The organism is Alloscardovia sp. HMSC034E08 (assembly GCF_001813415.1).
Taxonomy (GTDB): domain Bacteria; phylum Actinomycetota; class Actinomycetes; order Actinomycetales; family Bifidobacteriaceae; genus Alloscardovia; species Alloscardovia omnicolens.
Map to the genome: position 1 here is coordinate 465,587 of NZ_KV812468.1, position 17,400 is coordinate 482,986.

Below are 17,400 nucleotides of genomic sequence, written 5' to 3' on the forward strand. Positions count from 1 at the left end.
CGCGCTCCTTCGTATGTTATTCAGCGAAAACGTTATCGTTATACGCAACACGTCCTGCTATAACTGTAGCGCGATTTGTTCCTGCACCTTCACGCACAATGCGCTCGAGCGTGTTTTCGTAGGCAGCGTCGGAACTGAGATCCACAGGAATATCAAGGAAAGCTAAATCAGCCATAGCGCCAGCATTAATTTGACCAATGCGTTGAGAACCCACATTAAGTCCCATAACTTCTGCTCCGCCAAGAGTCATCATGCGAATAAGGCGATGACTTAAATCGCTGCGATTATAGCCTTGCTCACGCGCCAAATCGTATAGAACAGCCACATCGTCGAGAACGTCAAGACTTGGGGAAGAGGAGAGGGAGTCGGTGCCCACAGAGACAAGATTTCCTTCACGAAGATAGTCAGCTACTGGAGCATCCTTTTGCGTGCATGTAATCCGATTACTGCGTGGACACAGCGCAACTCCTACGCCACGCTGACGCAAAATGCGGCGGTCTTCAGCATTGGCATAGACTCCATGCGCAATATGAATATCAGGTCCGAGACTGCCAAGCTGATCGACGAACTGAATAGCAGAAACATGCGCACCGGTGGACTTCAACTGTGGATAACTATCCCAATGATGAGAACGCCAGGAACGCTCTACAGGGGAGTAGAGCTGATCAGAACTATCATCTGCAGCTTCACTTGGTGTTTCTCCCAAATGAATATGCAAACGCATACCCATACCACGAGCAATATCGGGCAAATCCAAAAACGGAGCAGAATCCAAAGAATACGGGGCATGCGGACTAATCCCCAGCTCGGCAACGTCTTGCTGCGAGGCTTGCACTAACTGATCACGCAACCATTCAGGTCCTAAACTTCGCCACTTTTCGTTTTCCCAGCCCATCACTTCCCAATAGGTAATGCCATGCATTCCCTGGGAGTGTAATGCACCAGCCGCTCCTAAATCAGTAGCAATATCTGCGGCAGCCGTCGTACCATAACGCACGAGCTGACGTGCTCCCTCATGTGCCCACTGTCTCCATGGCTTGTGCAGGCTATCATCATCGTAAATGGCGTCGAAAGCGTCGCTCCACTCTTGAAAATTGTTATACGTGTCTTCTCCCACAGAAGCCATACCGGTGTATTGCAAATGCGTATGGGCATTGACTAAACCAGGCAAAAGGACACCATCAAAATGATGTTCCACAATCCGATGGGCACGAAGTGGGCCTTCAGATAAAGCCTCAAGCACCCAAGAGCGAGTACCCACATGTACTACGCGACCCTGATATACAGCAACTGATCCGCCAGGCAAAGCTGGAGCAGTTACGGGTAAGACGAGGGAAGCTGAATAGACAACAACAGTATTTAAGTCGTTCATAAAGTGCCCTCATTCCTATGTAGCATTGTGCGTAGTTTTATGTGGGGTGTGGAGTGAGTGTACAACGGTTTGAGGAAACTTAGTTGCGTCCTCACCCTTGCTTGCGCTCTCGCACTTGCTTGCGTTCGCCCACAACCCCTAGCTCGCGACCGCCCTCACGCCCGCTAGTGTTCCGCGCCCTCACGCTGCAAACCATCGCTAAAGCGCGTGCGCGTCCAGTCTGTTTCCGTCTCGCTAGGCTCATCAATCTGAGCACCGCGGGCGTACAGAGCAGAACGAGCAATCGTCTCATCAATAGTCGTATCCATACGAATTACGCGTGCACCTAATTCCCCATGATTCTCTGCAAGCATCTGCACTGCGTTAAGCTGCACAGCAAAACTCAAATCCATAATCTCAATCGGATTTCCGCCGCTAACCGTGTAATTCATACCATCACCGCTTGCAAGCAGTAAAGCAGTAGAATCATTACCTAAGTCAAGCGGAGTAACAGGCACAGACGGAGCGATATGCTGATGCGTCAGCGCGGTTAAATCATCCAAAGCAATCTCATTAGAGATTCCTCCAATAACGCCCACAACAGTGCCATCGCTCAAGGACTGTAAAGTTTCTAAATCAATAGTATGAACAGCGCCCGTAGCACTAATCACACAGTTGCAGCTACGCACAGCCTCAGCCAGCGGCATAATCTCAAAGCCTTCATACTGAGCAGTTAAAGCAGCCGTAGCGTTACGCTCCACAACCACTACGCGGTATCCCAGTGTGCGCATACGACGTGCAAAACCGCGACCAACCGGGCCAAAACCAATCACAGCAACGCCCGTATTGCGCTCAACGTAGCTGTCTCCCATAATCGACAAGAAAGTAGTAACGCAGGATTCACCTGTACCATGCGCATTATCAAAACCTGTTTTAAGCATGGAATCATTAGAAGCAATAACCGGGAAGGTGAGCGCTCCATCTTTCTCCATCGCTTCAAAAGCGCGGATGCCCGAAGTGGTCTCCTCAGCCACGCCCTTAATATTTTTCATCAGTTCAGGACGCTCAAGCTGAGCCAGACGTGCAAAACTTGCTCCGTCATCAATAATAATTGTTGGCTTTAATTCATCGAGCAAAGCTAAAGCTGCTTCATGCTCCTGAACAGGAGTCCAATTTTCATTCGCGAAAACGCCAATATCGTGCAAAGACAACTCGTTTGCAATATCTTGATTAACCTCAGCAGCAGTAGCATAAATTGCCACATCCGCTCCTGCTTCCTGAAGTTCTAACGCTAAAACAGCAGTTTTCGGCTCGATAATAAGGCTGATAGCAATGCGCTCGCCGCGAAGAATACCTGATTTTTTCAGTTCATCCGACAAATAGCTCACCACAGGCATACCTGCACGGGCGCGATCAATATTTTCCTGCGCGGTTAAAGGTTGAGCAAAAGACATACCAGTTTGCGAATACGCCATGCTCGTTCCATCAACCTGTGCATATGTTGCGTGAAGAATAATAGGGCAGGAGGTGCTTTCGGCTTCGTCATGGACAAGGCGGAGACCCCATTCGGCTGCTGCCACCTCAAAATTATCTGGTTGCACTTCCTGAAAATCTGATGCGACGAATACGCGCGTTCCGGCAAGAGAACGATTCGTAGCCTGAGAAATAGTGCGAACAATAGACGCGAATTGAAGAGTTTGCATACCTATCCTTTTCATTTCCAGCTTTCCATTGTACAGACAGCTGTATGCATAAACTGGAAATGGGCTGGGAAGAACGTAGAAAATTCGTGAATAATTGGGGTATACGTGAGATTTTTCACGATTTAGAGGGGGCTTTCTTGATGTTTCACTTGATGCTTTTCTTGATACTTTGCAGTTTTCTTGACGCGCTTTTGATATGTTTTTCCCGATTGCTCGCGGCATTCGTAGGCAATCTTATGTACTGACTTGCTCGCTTACTTTGTTCGATGCCTAGCTTTGCATTCTCACATACTTGCTGTTTTGCGTGCTGCTTTGCCGTCTCACCTGCCCACTGACTTGAGCACTGCTTTGCGCACTGACCGATAGAAGCGCGGTCTCGGTGCTACTATGGTCGTCATGACCACGATTATTGTGATGAGTGCATTAGAAAAAGAAATACAACCTGTGCGCAAGCGTTTTCCTGGAAAACTTCTGCAATCCGGCGGTTTGGATATTATGCATTACCATGATGGCAAGAACCATGTTTTCAGTGCTTTCGGTGGTATGGGATTGACTAATTGTGCAGCAGCTGCGCAGACTTTGATTCTTATTGCACGTGCGCACGCTGATAGTGCTCCAGATGCTTTGCTTTTCACAGGTATAGCTGGGAACTTAAACGCTCGCTTGGGCTTTGGGGATATTGTGCTCGGCGGTACTACCGTGTATGAAGAATGCGATAGAGCAATTATTGCCGAAGATGCGCCATATATGGAGAGCTTCCCAGGTTCAGAACGCCTGATTAACTTAGCCTTGGGAGTTGTGCGCTCACATAGTATGACTGCTGTGGCTAATAATGCAGACACTGCGGATGCTGCATCTGCAATGTACACCGAGGAGGGTATTCGCATACCTTCTGATGATCTCAAAAATTATTCTTCTAATCTTTCAGACCATCGCTTTACGGTGGGAACCATTGCTTCGAGCAATATTTTTAGCACTGATCCAGCCGTATTATCTGACTTTATTTCGCAAGATGGCGCTGATGCTGAGGAAATGGAAGGCGCAGCTGTTGCGCATGTGTGTTATAAAAACGAGATAGAAAGTTTGATTATTCGTTCGAATAGCAATGACTGCGGTGAAGCTTATGAAGAGCTAAATAACCATAAAGACGCTATGATAACAGCTGCAGGTTTAGCAGCTCAGGTTGCTTGTGAATTAGCAGATAAGTTACTTGCTGAAGAATAAGAAAAACAAGATTTGTGGTTCTAAGTATTTTAGCGGGGCTTTTGTTTGATACAGATCATTTCATTCGTTTATTATTGCAGCGCGTAGGGGCTTGAGTGATTCGTGAAACATGACTTGGTATAGCGTTCCATGATTCCGCGCACGAGCGAGGACTGAAATCACTCTCAACGCTGGCGTATCTCATGAGTGGGAATTGAGAGGTTTTTTGAGTGCACATATTGTTAGCGTTCGGCACTGACAACTTTCACGCACTCCTAGGCGCTGATTTTATATGATTTTTGGACGTGGGCGTTGTGTGTGTGCGGCGCTAGCAACTTTCAGGAACGTATGAGAGCTGATAGCGCATGAAAAATGGGCATACGCATTGTCAGCGCGCCACGCGCACAACTTCCACGAACCTACAATCTACACACCTCATTAAATTCGAAGAACTCTTACTCTCACCCATTCTGCTTAACCGATTAATGCACCTGTTATGCCAGTTTTGAAGCACAAAAATGGCTTCAAAACTGGCATATCGGTTGCGCGTATCGACTTCACTCATGAAGTAAAAACATAATTAGCCAAACCATCTTCATCGGAACGATGTCTTGACACATGACTGTTAGGGAATCAACGGGAACTGGCGGGATAACATCCTCCCTGAATCCCCGCTAAGTCCGAAGAACCCTTTTACAAGATAACAGATGTGCTGATTCGTCAATTCGTCAATCCGCCCATATGCAAAGGAGCCAGCTCACACAGAACTGGCTCCTTTATACCTTTTATACAAAACCTAAAATAGGTAAAATCAATGCTGTTTAGCTCAATACGCGGCGAATGGAATAGCTACCACTGAAAGCGTAGGATACTGGAGCAGTCTTTGTGCCCAGTCCGTAATTCATAGCGTTCATGACCATGCCATTGCCAATGTAAATAGCTGCATGCGTGCCGTTAGCAATAATATCTCCAGGCTGAGCCTCTGCAAGAGATGCAACAGCAACACCAACTCCTGCCTGTGCACCCGAAGTGCGAGGCAAGCTTACACCAAAGTGGGAATAGACATACTGAACGAAACCGGAGCAATCCCAACCCGCTGGAGTATTGCCACCCCAAGAGTAAGGAGCGCCCACAAACTGCAGACTATAGTTTGCTAAGTCAACGCCGGAACCAGATCCAGATACTGTGCCGGTAAATGATCCAGCAGAAGAAGAGGAACTTGATGCAGCCGCGGAACGGGCAGAGTTATGACTAGACTTTGCTTTAGACAAAGCGTCATTCAATGAGGATACATCAGAGTTATAAGTATCTGCGGAGTTCGTGGTATCAGCTAAATGACCTGCTGCAGTGTTCAAAGCATCAGCCAAAGCCTTCAAAGTACTTGAAGAAGCAGAGCTTAATGTACCATACTCAGCCTGTGCAGTGTTATATGCAGACACAAGCTTATTTCGTGCAGCGCTCTGATCAGGAGTCATTTCATACTTCACAGTTACCGCAGAACTATCAGAGCTTAAACTCCACTCATCACCTTGGACATAGCTAACAGTAGCTGTCTCCTGAGTTAAGCTGGAACGCTCTTCACTACGAGATACGCCAGATGCAGAAACGACTCCTGCGCCGGTAGCGTTAGCAAAGTTAGGTGCTGTGGAACCAGCAAGAGCAACAACAAGAAGAGAAGAAATAGCAACAGCGCCAATCTTGAATCTCATTTTATTATTAGCAAAAACTCGCGATGCCTTAAAGAAAGCTGAATGGGTATTAAAAGGTGTTACTGGTGCAGAAGCGGAGCTTGCGCGATGCTTTCCTGAGCTCAAAATATCCCCTTAAATGCCCGCTAGGGTCTTCGTATGGACGATTTCAACGATTTTCTTGTACGATGCTTTAGCTATATAACGAGTAGATATACAAAATTAAAACATCTAAACAGAAATAGTAGCACAGACAATATATTTCGCTCAAGCTGAAAAGTTTCTACATATAATCATCCATAAATACCGCCAAACTATCAACAGCCTGGCTGACACCTGCAACACGGCTAACTTGCCCAGTAGTGGGGATATGGCATAATAAGAAAGATTTTGAATTAATGACTAATCGTTGAATACCAAAACGACGTTTGAATAGGTGATTTTAGTGGCACAGACTTCTAATGATATTAAGAATGGATCCGTTATTAATCTTGATGGCAAGCTGTGGAGCGTTATTGAGTTCCAGCATGTTAAGCCAGGTAAGGGTCCTGCTTTCGTTCGTACCAAGATTAAGGAAGTGCTCACCGGCAAGATTGTTGACAAGACTTTTAATGCTGGTATGAAGATGGAATTCGAAACTGTAGATAACCGTACTCTGCAGTATTCCTACAAGGATGGCGATAGCTTCGTCTTTATGGATATGACCACTTATGATCAGGTTTTCATTCCAGAAACTTTGATTGGTGATTCTGAGAAGTTCCTGCTTGAAGGTACTGACTGCATCGTATCTTTCCATGATGGCAACCCATTGTCTGTGGAACTTCCAGCATCTGTAATCTTGACTGTATCTCACACTGAGCCAGGTTTGCAGGGCAACCGTTCCTCTGCAGGAACTAAGCCAGCAACTATGGAAACTGGTGCAGAGATTCAGGTTCCACTGTTTATTAATGAAGGTGACCGTTTGAAGGTAGATACTCGCTCCGGCGACTACCTTGGACGCGAAAACTAAAACGAGTAGGAACTTAAGGACCACTATTTAATATGGCACGTTCCACTGCTCGTAAGCGTGCGCTGAATACGCTTTTTGAAGCTGATGTAAGAGGTCAGGAATTTACTGACCTCTTAACTGAGCGTATTGCGTATCCAGGCGCTCAAACTCCACTTCCTGACTATGCCATTGAGATTGTGCACGGGGTATCAGCTCATCGACGCACCCTAGACAAGGCTCTCGGTGACGCACTTGAGTCATGGGAAGTGAAAAGAATGCCTGCAATTGACCGCAATTTGGCTCGCATGGCTGCTTGGGAAATCGTATATAACGATGAAATCCCAGTCGGAGTAGCTATTAATGAAGCGATTGCATTAGCCAAAACATATGCAGGTGACGATACTCCAGATTTACTCTTCGGTGTGCTCAGCACAGTTGAGAAGAATGCTGACGCTATTCGTACGGAAGAAATTGAGTGGCAAGAAAAGCGTGCTGCTGAAGCTGCTGCTCAAGCTCAGAAAGACGAAGAAGAAGCACAAGCTGATACTAGCTCGACATCTGAAACATCAGGAGAGAATACACGCAGCGAAACAAATCTTTCCAATCTTTCTTTCGCTGATTTTAGCATTTCCAATACTTCGTCTGAGGATTCAGCAGATTCTACGGAGCCCACTGAGTCCGTAGATTTCGCGGAGTCCACAGAGTCTTCGGAATCTAAGAATGAAGATGCGTTCCCAGATCCGCATAACAATACAGACGAGGCGTTGAACTCCGATAATTAAACGCCATCACAACAAGCTCTAGGAGGCATGTGTGAACAGCCAAGATTCGGCCACTATTAGTCCAGATATCTATTCCATCCACAATGCCGTATTGGTGCTTGAAGATGGAAACGTATATGTGGGAAGCCCATATGGTGCGCAGGGCGTCACCACGGGTGAAATTGTTTTCTCCACCGCTATGACGGGTTATCAGGAAACATTGACTGATCCGTCATATGCTCGTCAGATTGTGGTGCAAACATTCCCGCATATTGGCAATACCGGTGTAAATGATGAAGACGTTGAGTCTTCCAAAATATGGGTAGCAGGATACGTAGTTCGAGATCCTGCTACCCATATTTCTAATTGGCGTGCACAGCGCAGTTTGGATGCCGATTTAGACACCTACGGCATTGTAGGTATCGCAGATATTGATACGCGCAAACTGGTACGTCACTTGCGCTCTGCAGGTGTTATGCGTGCAGGTATTTTCTCTGGTCAGGCTCTGGTAGATGAAACAGGACGCTTAAAACGCGTCGAAGATTTACTAGACGTCGTAAAAAGCTCTCCACTAATGAGCGGCGCTAATCTCTCTCAAGAAGTATCAACAGACAGCACATATGTAGTTGAACCTCAAGGCGAGTTCGAAGGCAAGGATCCACTGTATACCGTAGTCTCCTTAGACTTGGGTGTTAAAGCTATGAGCCCATATCGCATGGCTGAGCGAGGCTGCTGCGTACATGTATTGCCAGCGAACTCCAGCTTCGAAGACATTGCGGCTCTTAACCCAGATGGCGTTTTCTTCTCCAACGGCCCTGGCGACCCTGCCACAGCTGATTTCGAGGTTGAACAATTGCGTAAGGTCCTCGACGCTAATATTCCATTCTTCGGTATCTGCTTTGGTAATCAGCTTCTTGGTCGTGCTCTTGGTTTCGGCACGTATAAGCTCAAGTTCGGTCATCGCGGTGTTAATCAGCCAGTACAAGATCTCACCACAGGAAAAGTGGAAGTAACCGCACATAATCACGGTTTTGCTGTAGACGCTCCTCAAGGCAATCCAGTTCCAAGCCCGTTCGGTAACGGTCACTATGGTCGAGTGCAAGTAAGCCATATCGATCTTAATGATAACGTGGTGGAAGGCTTGCAGTGTCTGGACATTCCTGCTTTCTCGGTACAGTATCATCCAGAAGCAGCAGCTGGTCCACACGATGCAGGTTACTTGTTCGACCGTTTCGTCGAGCAGATGAAGAACGCTCGCGCTCGCCACGCGCAGAACAAGCAGAACTAAGACAGTCGAAACGATAGAGAGGAAAATCCATGCCAAAGCGCACAGACATTACATCCGTTATGGTTATCGGTTCTGGTCCTATTGTGATCGGCCAGGCTGCAGAGTTTGATTATTCCGGTACTCAGGCATGTCGCGTTCTGCGAGAAGAAGGCGTTCGCGTTATTTTGGTGAACTCGAACCCAGCAACAATCATGACTGACCCAGAAATGGCTGATGCTACCTACATTGAGCCTCTGTCCGTGCCAATTCTGGAACGCATTATTGCGAAGGAACGTCCAGATGCTTTGCTGCCAACTTTGGGCGGTCAAACAGCATTGAACGCTGCTATTGCTTTAGGCCAGGCAGGCGTTCTCGACAAATATAATGTTGAACTTATTGGCGCATCCTTGGAAGCAATTGACCGTGGTGAGGATCGTGAGCTCTTTAAGCAGGTGGTTACGGAAGCTGGGGGAGACTCTGCTCGCTCCTTTATTGCCCATTCTATGGAAGAAGTAGAACGCATTGTAAACGAGGAACTGGGTTACCCAGTTGTTGTGCGTCCAAGTTTCACGATGGGTGGTTTAGGCTCCGGTATTGCGCGCAATATTGAAGATTTACATCGCATTGCTGGTGCTGGCTTGCACTATTCTCCGACAAACGAAGTTCTGATTGAAGAGGGCTTGGAAGGTTGGAAGGAATATGAGCTCGAGCTGATGCGCGACCGCAACGATAACGTGGTTGTGGTCTGCCCAATCGAAAACGTTGATCCTGTGGGCGTGCACACGGGTGACTCCATTACAGTTGCTCCAGTGTTCACCTTGACAGACCGTGAGTATCAGAAGCTACGCGATATTGGTATTGCTATTATCCGCGGTGTGGGCGTAGATACAGGTGGATGTAATATTCAGTTCGCTGTGAACCCACGCAACGGACGCGTTGCGGTTATTGAAATGAATCCACGTGTATCTCGTTCCTCAGCTTTGGCTTCTAAGGCAACGGGTTACCCTATTGCAAAGATTGCTGCCAAGCTTGCTTTGGGCTATACTCTCGACGAAATTCGTAACGATATTACGCAGTCTACTCCTGCATGCTTCGAACCAACCATTGACTACGTGGTTACCAAGATTCCTCGTTTTGCTTTTGAAAAGTTCCCAGGTGCAGACGATACCTTAACCACATCCATGAAGTCTGTGGGCGAGGCTATGGCTCTGGCTGGAAACTTCCAAGAATCCTTGGGTAAAGCAATGCGCTCCATCGATAAGCGTCACGCAACCTTTAGCTGGGATGGCGAAGTTCCTAGCCAAGAAGAGATAGCAGAACTGTTGAGCGCTATTAGTGTTCCGACAGAGCACCGCTATTTGCAGCTTATGCGCGCTATCTGGGGTGGAGCTACCTTAGAGCAGATTTTTGATGCAACGAAGATTGATCCATGGTTTATTGATCAGCTTATGCAGATTAACGCAATTGCTATGGACGTGAAAGCTGCTGAAGCATTAAGTCCAGAACTGTTACGCACTGCTAAGAAAGCAGGTTTGTCTGATGTTCAGATTTCCCACTTGCGTGGCATGGGAGATACTGGCGAAGATGTTGTGCGCGAATTGCGTAAGAACTACGGTATTCGCCCGGTTTACAAAACAGTAGATACTTGCGCTGCAGAATTCGATGCTGTGACGCCATACTATTACTCCACATACGCTCAGGAAACTGAGCTGAAGAAGCGTGAACGTGAAGCAGTTATTATTCTCGGCTCTGGTCCAAACCGAATTGGTCAGGGTATTGAATTTGACTACACCTGTGTGCATGCTGTTCAGGAGCTGGGCAAGGATTACGACACCATTATGGTCAATTGCAATCCTGAAACAGTATCTACTGATTACGATATTTCTGATCGTCTTTACTTCGAACCATTAACCTTCGAAGATGTGCTTGAAATCTACCATGCTGAACTCAAGCAAGGTCCTGTTAAGGGCGTGATTGTGCAGCTTGGTGGACAAACTCCGTTGTCGCTTGCTGCTCGATTGAAGGCTGCTGGTGTTCCAATTTTGGGTACTACTCCAGAGGCTATTGATTTGGCTGAAAACCGTGAGCTTTTCGGTGAAGTTATGGATGAAAAGGGCTTGAACGCTCCTCGCTATGGCACAGCTTTGTCTTTCGATGAGGCTTTGCAAGCTGCTCATTCCATCGGTTATCCAGTGCTTGTGCGCCCATCTTATGTTTTGGGCGGCCGCGGTATGGAGATTGTTTTCGAAGACTCGCAACTTAAGGAGTATGTAAACCGTGCTCTTAAGGAAGCGCAAGCAGACCGCGTGGTCTCCGGTCGTCTGCCATCGCCTTTGCTTATTGACAAGTTCTTGTCTGACGCGATTGAAGTTGATGTTGATGCTCTCTATGACGGTCATGAGCTGTATGTGGGCGGCATTATGGAGCATATTGAAGAAGCCGGCGTGCATTCTGGTGACGCGGCTTGCACCCTTCCTCCAAACACACTGTCTGATTCACAGATTAAGCGCTTGCGTGAAGCAACTTTGGCTATTGCTGAAGGTGTGGGTGTGCGCGGTTTGATTAATGTGCAGTTTGCTTTTATGAGCAACACCTTATATGTGATTGAGGCTAACCCTCGTGCTTCGCGAACTGTGCCATTCGCATCTAAGGCAACAGGAACACCCTTAGCTAAAGCTGCTGCTCGTATTATGGCAGGCGAAACAATCGCTGACTCTCGTAAGCTCGGGTTGCTTTTGCCAGAAGGCGATGGCGGAGATATTCGCCCAGGGCAGCCAGTAGCAGTTAAGGAAGCAGTATTACCATTTAAGCGCTTCCGCACTGAAGCTGGTAAAACAGTTGACGTTATTTTGGGACCAGAAATGCGTTCTACTGGTGAAGTTATGGGCTTCGACCGCGATTTCCCACACGCTTTTGCGAAGAGCCAGATTGCAGCCTATGACACAGGATTGCCAACAGGCGGTAATGTGTTTATTTCTGTGAACGATACAGATAAACGACAGTTACCTTTGATGGCTGCCCGTTTATTGGAGCTCGGCTTTAAGCTGCTGGCAACAGAAGGAACAGCTTCTGTTTTGCGTCGTTACGGCATGGATGTGCAGGTGGTTGACAAGCTTACTCGCGTTAACGATAGCGATGATATGCAGCAGGAGCGCGTGCCAGGAAGCACTGGAAAGAACGTTGTTCAGCTGATTGAAGAAGGAAAGATTGATTTAATTTTGAATACGCCAAGCTCTCGTAGCTCGCGTTCGGATGGTTATTCAATCCGTGCAGCTGCAATTGCTGCTGATTTGCCTCAGTTCACAACGGCTACGGAATTTCTTGCTGCTTTGATTGCTATTGAAGCGGTAAAGACTGCTGATTACGATATTGCTTCTATTCAAGAGCATGCACAGCGTTTGCATGAGCTAGATAAAGCATAAGAAGAAAGCACAATAAAGATTGCCTCGCTGGTTGTACAGTGAGGCGATCTTTATTATACCTAAGAAGAATGTTCAGAACTTATCTGAGCGACTGCAGAGTTTTCCCAATAGTGAAATGAATAGTCCCTTTTCTCTTCTACGCAGTGCGAATGCTCTTTAATTGTGGATAGAGGAAAGCGCATAGAAGAACTAAAAACCCGTGCAATCCTGAGGCGCATATGACAAGTACGATGGCATTATTACCGGTTACTGTATACATCCAATCCCATGCAGGATAACTTATAGCTCCAATCGCTGCTACTACAGAAATAAATACAGACATAACTTGGGCAACAAGACTTTGGTCAACCGACTGAATAAAAATAGATTGAAAAGCAGGACTAATAATCGCTTGAGAAAAAGCGAAAAGAAATCCCCAGAAAACTGCTATAACACCAATACGAGTAACAGCAAGAGAGCATAAACATACAGTAATCAATATATGTGATGCAGTCAGAAGCTGAGCAAAACTAAATATGTGTGAACACTGAGGAGCAATCAGATAACTGATAGCGTATCCTGCTGATAGTGCGCTTAAATGCCAACCATAGCTTTGTATATCATGCAGTTTCGTAGTGAAGTAAAAGATAATTGCAAAAACCAAACCTGAATTTGCTACCGCTTCAACCACAGCAAAAAGGAAAAGCAAACGGTACGTGCGATTTGCAGCAAAAGTTTTTATGCCTTGACGCCAGTTAGTGAACAATTCAGGTAATGTTGGCGATGTGTCTCATATATATGCCTGTAGCCCGCTGTCTTCGAGATCCGCCAGATAAGAACTACAGTTAATAAGAGAGCAAGTGTTTCTGTAAGCAGAATAGGTATATAGAGCTGAGTGCTACCTGCTAAACCGGCAACAGTTGGACCGATTAAAGTTCCCATAAGACTGCTGAAACGCAGAAGAGACAGAACCCGAGTAAGCTTCTTGGACTCAGTAATGCGATTAACAAAAGAACTGATGGCTGGGAAATAGAAAGTATCACAGGCGGTAGTGAACATAACCAAAAGAGAGACTATCCCAAAAAGAAGATTAGTATATGTATGCGTTGATGGTTGCGGCCAGACGATAACAACTATAACGCCTATACCTGCTCCCATACGCAGTAAGCATGCGCTTATAGTGGTATGCAATACTCCGTAATGTTCAGCTACGGTTCCGGAAAATAAGCCAGTAATAAGTTCACTGATAGCGCTGAGCATTAAATAAATAGTCAGGTATTTGCTTGACTCCTGCACACCAGCTAATAAAGAGTTAACAAGCCAGAGCTTAATAGTGGTAGCTGCAACTGTAGTGGCGTAGTTAGAGAGAAAATCACTTGCTGCAAGGCGGTAGTATCCACGAAAATGGTTAAGAAAGTTCATTTAGATTTGCCTTACGTGCAAAACTGCATTGCCAGAGTATTGCATGAGATATAGATTGAGCAGTTTTCGTAAATTCATTCGTAAAATTATCATCGTCCCAAATCTGATTCTGTAAATTCTCGAAATCACTAACGGAATCAAACAAATTAACAATACGATTAAGAGAGTCAACTATACTAGCAAGTAATTGTTCTTGATATGAAAAATCTATGTCAAGTTGCTCGGGTAATGCTGTGTGGCACCTTTTAAAAGTAGCTAAAGAAGCGATTGTCGAAGAGGTAATCTATCGACAGTGTATAAATATCTTACGTATTTCTTCAACAGTTCCACAGTGTGATGTATTTTCGTTAACGATAGTGGATTCAAGTGCAACATTGGCTCTAAAGAAGAGCTCTGCTGTCCTGAATAAATTAGCACAATATGCTGCACTTGTTCTCACGTATTCGTCAAACATTTCTTCAGAAGAAGGCATGTTTGTTCTTTCCTAGTTTGGCTTTACTTATTGTCTGGAGGCAGTGGTCGAGGATTGATTCCACCTTGCTTGCTCATAGTCCACTTCCTTTCGATCATACGGATGTTAACTTTTCTAACATCCGTATAGACAATAAGCTCATTATTGTGTTTTTTATTATGCGTTTTATATAGTGAGATTGTATGTATTAATATTCTGTCCTCTCGCTGAAAAATGAGGGTTGAGGGTATAGTAAAATCCATGACTGAACAAACGCATCGCCTTGTTGTATTAGCTGGCCCTACGGCAGTGGGTAAAGGAACAGTAGAGGCTAAACTGTTTGAAGACCATCCTGAGATTTGGTTGAGTGTCTCTGCGACCACGCGCGATCCTCGACCTGGTGAAGTAGATGGTGTGAACTACTTCTTTATGACCGAGCAAGAATTTTTAGATAAAGAAGCGCGCGGTGAATTCTTAGAAACAGCAGTAGTACATGGTGTGCATCATTATGGAACGCCTGCTGCCCCTGTAAAAGAACATTTAGCAGCGGGTATTCCGTCTATGTTGGAAATTGATGTGCAAGGTGTGCATAAAGTGCGCGAACGTGCTGCAGAAGTAGGATTGAATCCTATATTTGTTTTTCTTGCTCCTCCTAGTTTTGAGGAACTCGTAGCTCGATTAAAAGGACGCGGCACGGAAACAGAGGAACAGCAGCAGCGACGTTTGACTACTGCACGTCATGAGCTTGAGCTGCAAAATGAGTTCGATATAGTCATTGTTAATGATGAAGTAGAGCGTGCAGCTGAGCAACTATGGTCTGTTTTTGAGCGAGCTATGGGAAAGACTGCTTAAGGAGAGTAGCTTATGCTCGTTGAATTTAATACGGGAAAATTTTATCTCGGTTATCCTATCGTGGTTCTTGGTTATAAAGATGACGATTACGGCTACAATATAACGACGAACAGCTCTACATATTCTTTGCGCAATAATATTGTGCTGGGAGTAAGCTCCGATAGTCGAGCGGCTCAGCAGATTGAAAAGTATGGTGAATTCACCGTCAATGTGGCAGCTGAACCTGTTATGACTTCCGTAGAATCTGCTGGCTGGTGGCCATGAGGAAGATAAACTGTCGCGCTTGGATCTGAACACGCAAACTGCGAGCACGATTAATGCGCCACTTCTTACCGATTTTCCGATTATCTTCGAATGCACGGTGAAGAAAATTGAAAAAATGGATAACGTGCATCATATCTTCGCCGCTATTAAGCAGAGATGGATTGACGATAGCCTGCTCAAGGATGATGGCACGTTACAGATTGATGATTATGCTCCCGTGCTTTTTGCAGGTGACGAAGCAGAACGTGCTTATAAATTTACACAGCATGGGCGTGTACGTATGGGTAACTATATGAAGTAATGATTCTCGCAGAGGTGAGAGTATGTGATATTGCTCGCTTTTTGCATGAATTAGTGAAAATACGACACAGCAGATAGCGCTCAGAGATATTTTTGCTCCTCAGCGTCATGATATCGGAATATTCTTAGAAGGAGGAAATGAAGAGAAGGGATTTTGTATGACGATTGCTTCACATGACGACGCTATGTTTGATGCCGCCGGTGGGGAGTTAAGCGAAGATACAATGGTGATAAATAATCCATTAGTTGACGCTGAGCAGATGCCTAACAGCCCATCAGGGAAACAAGGCTTATCTCGGCGTACACGCATTGCATTGTGGTCTAGTGGAGCAGTGCTTGCTGTTCTTCTTCTCTCTCTTATCGGTTGGTTCTTCGGTGCGCGTTGGTATTACCAAGACAAGGCTCCTTTAGGAGTCGAATTTGGTAGTGTGAGTGTTGCGGGTCAAAATGCTCAGCAGCTTAAAACAACTGTAAGCAATGCGGTGGCTCGTTCCTCCGTAACTGTTTCTGATGATAATGGCAAGAGCGTTAAGGCAAACCTGAAAGACTTAGGCGTAGCAGTAAATGTGAATCAGACTGTAAAAAATCTGTTGACTGCTAAAAACGATAATATTTTTGCGAAGGTTAATCCTTTTATTCATCATAATGTGCCATTGGATGCGAAGGTCGATAAGTACGCTACGAGTCAGTATTTAACCAAAAGCTTCGTTAATGAAGATAATCGTGCTGTCGGTTCTACCATTGCTTTTGATGCTGAATCAAAGTCTTACTCTGTTGTAGCTGGTAAGAGTGGTAGAATGCCTGAAAATACACAGGTTCTCACACAAGTTAATAAGCTTGTTAAAGAGCCTGGTTACCCGAGCAACGTAAAAATTTCTTATAAAGACGTGAACATGCCAATCTCTGTAGAATCTGCTCAGCAAGCTGCAGACCAAGCTAACGCACGAGTATCTGCTCACTATGTTGTTTCTAATGGCGACGGTAAAAACTTCCAAATCCCAGCAGATCAGATTGCTCAGTGGATTACTGTAGATGCCGATCCTGCTCAGGGAACAATCAAACTTCAATACGATAAACAGAAGGTGAGCGACTATATAAGTTCTACTCTTCCTGAACAACTCAATCAGGCTAAAGTAGATCAAGAAGATGTTGTTGATGGCTCCGGCAAGGTTCTTCTCACCAAGGTTAAAGGTGCCAATGGCGTAACAATCGGTCAGACAGATGCTGTTGTTAATACGCTTTACGACGCTCTTACAAAGGGCGAGGGTGCAAGCACGCAGGTTGAATCTACTATTACGAAGTTTGAAACAAAACAGACCAAGTCTGAGATGCGCATTGTTGTAGATAAAAGCACTCAAATGGCTTATGCATACCGTAACGATGAGCTTGTGCGCAGTTTCCCTATTTGCTCGGGTAAAAACGGTGCCAATGAGTCAGATAACGGTAACTTCTTTATCTACCTCAAGTATGCAACCCAAGATATGACTGGTTTGAATGATGATGGTTCTCGCTATCTGTCTAAGGGCGTGAAATGGGTTAGCTACTATAACGGCGGTGAAGGCTTCCATACTGCAACATGGAATTATGGTGGTATTGCGTCAGGAGATTCAGTAGGCCATGGTTCTCACGGCTGCATTAACATGTATGAGCAGGATTCCAAGTGGATTTACGAGAACTGTCCTCAAGGAACTCTTGTTCAGGTAGTGGGTAGTCAGCCAACAGGTCCAGTTCGCTAAAACTCTTCTGAGA

General features: G+C 45.7%; 13 protein-coding genes and 1 pseudogene. 9 read left to right on the plus strand and 5 right to left on the minus strand.

Going from position 1 to position 17,400, the window contains the following annotated elements; translation table 11 throughout:
• Window positions 1-16: 16 nt before the first annotated feature.
• Window positions 17-1,372, minus strand: a complete 1,356-nt coding sequence (locus tag HMPREF2909_RS03525) for an amidohydrolase family protein (RefSeq protein ID WP_071415246.1) — start codon at window positions 1,370-1,372, stop codon at window positions 17-19.
• 164 nt (window positions 1,373-1,536) lie between these two features.
• A complete protein-coding gene (locus HMPREF2909_RS03530) occupies window positions 1,537-3,054 on the minus strand; it encodes an adenosylhomocysteinase (RefSeq protein WP_071415247.1) in 1,518 nt (505 codons plus the stop codon).
• A gap of 396 nt (window positions 3,055-3,450) precedes the next feature.
• Between HMPREF2909_RS03530 and HMPREF2909_RS03540 the strand changes: the two genes are divergently transcribed.
• A complete protein-coding gene (locus tag HMPREF2909_RS03540; protein WP_034297538.1) occupies window positions 3,451-4,278 on the plus strand; it encodes a 5'-methylthioadenosine/S-adenosylhomocysteine nucleosidase family protein in 828 nt (275 codons plus the stop codon).
• Window positions 4,279-5,078: 800 nt separating this feature from the next.
• Here the strand turns inward: HMPREF2909_RS03540 and HMPREF2909_RS09820 are convergent.
• Window positions 5,079-5,531: pseudogene (locus HMPREF2909_RS09820) on the minus strand (C40 family peptidase); the annotation flags it as partial.
• Between the two features lie 859 nt (window positions 5,532-6,390).
• Between HMPREF2909_RS09820 and efp the strand changes: the two are divergent.
• The 4 genes from efp to carB are packed head-to-tail and all read left to right on the plus strand — an operon-like array spanning window position 6,391 to window position 12,383.
• The gene (efp, locus tag HMPREF2909_RS03550) at window positions 6,391-6,954 is read left to right on the plus strand and encodes an elongation factor P (protein ID WP_022856569.1); all 564 of its coding nucleotides are present in this window, start codon (window positions 6,391-6,393) and stop codon (window positions 6,952-6,954) included.
• 32 nt (window positions 6,955-6,986) lie between these two features.
• Window positions 6,987-7,715 carry a transcription antitermination factor NusB gene (gene nusB / locus HMPREF2909_RS09825; RefSeq protein ID WP_071415249.1) on the plus strand — a complete coding sequence of 243 codons (729 nt, stop codon included), beginning with the start codon at window positions 6,987-6,989 and terminating at the stop codon, window positions 7,713-7,715.
• Window positions 7,716-7,746: 31 nt separating this feature from the next.
• Window positions 7,747-8,982, plus strand: coding sequence for a glutamine-hydrolyzing carbamoyl-phosphate synthase small subunit (carA, locus tag HMPREF2909_RS03560; protein WP_049207981.1), 1,236 nt, complete (start codon window positions 7,747-7,749; stop codon window positions 8,980-8,982).
• 29 nt (window positions 8,983-9,011) lie between these two features.
• Entirely contained in the window at window positions 9,012-12,383 is a 3,372-nt protein-coding gene (gene carB, locus HMPREF2909_RS03565) for a carbamoyl-phosphate synthase large subunit (RefSeq protein ID WP_071415250.1), read from the plus strand.
• A gap of 136 nt (window positions 12,384-12,519) precedes the next feature.
• On the opposite strand, the gene HMPREF2909_RS09450 is transcribed toward carB, so the two are convergent.
• Together HMPREF2909_RS09450 and HMPREF2909_RS09455 are read right to left on the minus strand one after the other, a co-directional pair.
• Window positions 12,520-13,128 carry an MFS transporter gene (locus HMPREF2909_RS09450; protein ID WP_246815509.1) on the minus strand — a complete coding sequence of 203 codons (609 nt, stop codon included), beginning with the start codon at window positions 13,126-13,128 and terminating at the stop codon, window positions 12,520-12,522.
• Entirely contained in the window at window positions 13,101-13,784 is a 684-nt protein-coding gene (locus HMPREF2909_RS09455) for an MFS transporter (RefSeq protein WP_246815510.1), read from the minus strand. The genes HMPREF2909_RS09450 and HMPREF2909_RS09455 overlap by 28 nt, the downstream gene beginning before the upstream one ends.
• Window positions 13,785-14,496: 712 nt before the next feature.
• On the opposite strand from HMPREF2909_RS09455, the gene gmk reads away from it, so the two are divergent.
• From gmk to HMPREF2909_RS03590, 4 genes are all read left to right on the plus strand, one after another.
• Window positions 14,497-15,087, plus strand: coding sequence for a guanylate kinase (gene gmk / locus HMPREF2909_RS03580; RefSeq protein WP_071415251.1), 591 nt, complete (start codon window positions 14,497-14,499; stop codon window positions 15,085-15,087).
• Window positions 15,088-15,099: 12 nt separating this feature from the next.
• Window positions 15,100-15,351, plus strand: coding sequence for a hypothetical protein (locus tag HMPREF2909_RS08805; protein ID WP_084797237.1), 252 nt, complete (start codon window positions 15,100-15,102; stop codon window positions 15,349-15,351).
• A gap of 19 nt (window positions 15,352-15,370) precedes the next feature.
• Window positions 15,371-15,652, plus strand: a complete 282-nt coding sequence (locus HMPREF2909_RS08810) for a hypothetical protein (protein ID WP_084797238.1) — start codon at window positions 15,371-15,373, stop codon at window positions 15,650-15,652.
• A 157-nt stretch (window positions 15,653-15,809) separates the two neighbouring features.
• A complete protein-coding gene (locus tag HMPREF2909_RS03590; protein WP_071415252.1) occupies window positions 15,810-17,387 on the plus strand; it encodes a L,D-transpeptidase in 1,578 nt (525 codons plus the stop codon).
• Window positions 17,388-17,400 lie beyond the last annotated feature (13 nt).

Excerpts from the sequence above, each read along its gene's own strand:
- HMPREF2909_RS03530 (WP_071415247.1), bottom strand. The coding sequence starts at position 3,054 with ATGCAAACTCTTCAATTCGCGTCTATTGTTCGCACTATTTCTCAGGCT.
- HMPREF2909_RS03540 (WP_034297538.1), top strand. The coding sequence starts at position 3,451 with ATGACCACGATTATTGTGATGAGTGCATTAGAAAAAGAAATACAACCT.
- nusB (WP_071415249.1), top strand. The coding sequence starts at position 6,987 with ATGGCACGTTCCACTGCTCGTAAGCGTGCGCTGAATACGCTTTTTGAA.
- carB (WP_071415250.1), top strand. The coding sequence starts at position 9,012 with ATGCCAAAGCGCACAGACATTACATCCGTTATGGTTATCGGTTCTGGT.
- HMPREF2909_RS09455 (WP_246815510.1), bottom strand. The coding sequence starts at position 13,784 with ATGAACTTTCTTAACCATTTTCGTGGATACTACCGCCTTGCAGCAAGT.
- HMPREF2909_RS03590 (WP_071415252.1), top strand. The coding sequence starts at position 15,810 with ATGACGATTGCTTCACATGACGACGCTATGTTTGATGCCGCCGGTGGG.
- HMPREF2909_RS03525 (WP_071415246.1), bottom strand. The coding sequence starts at position 1,372 with ATGAACGACTTAAATACTGTTGTTGTCTATTCAGCTTCCCTCGTCTTA.
- HMPREF2909_RS08805 (WP_084797237.1), top strand. The coding sequence starts at position 15,100 with ATGCTCGTTGAATTTAATACGGGAAAATTTTATCTCGGTTATCCTATC.
- gmk (WP_071415251.1), top strand. The coding sequence starts at position 14,497 with ATGACTGAACAAACGCATCGCCTTGTTGTATTAGCTGGCCCTACGGCA.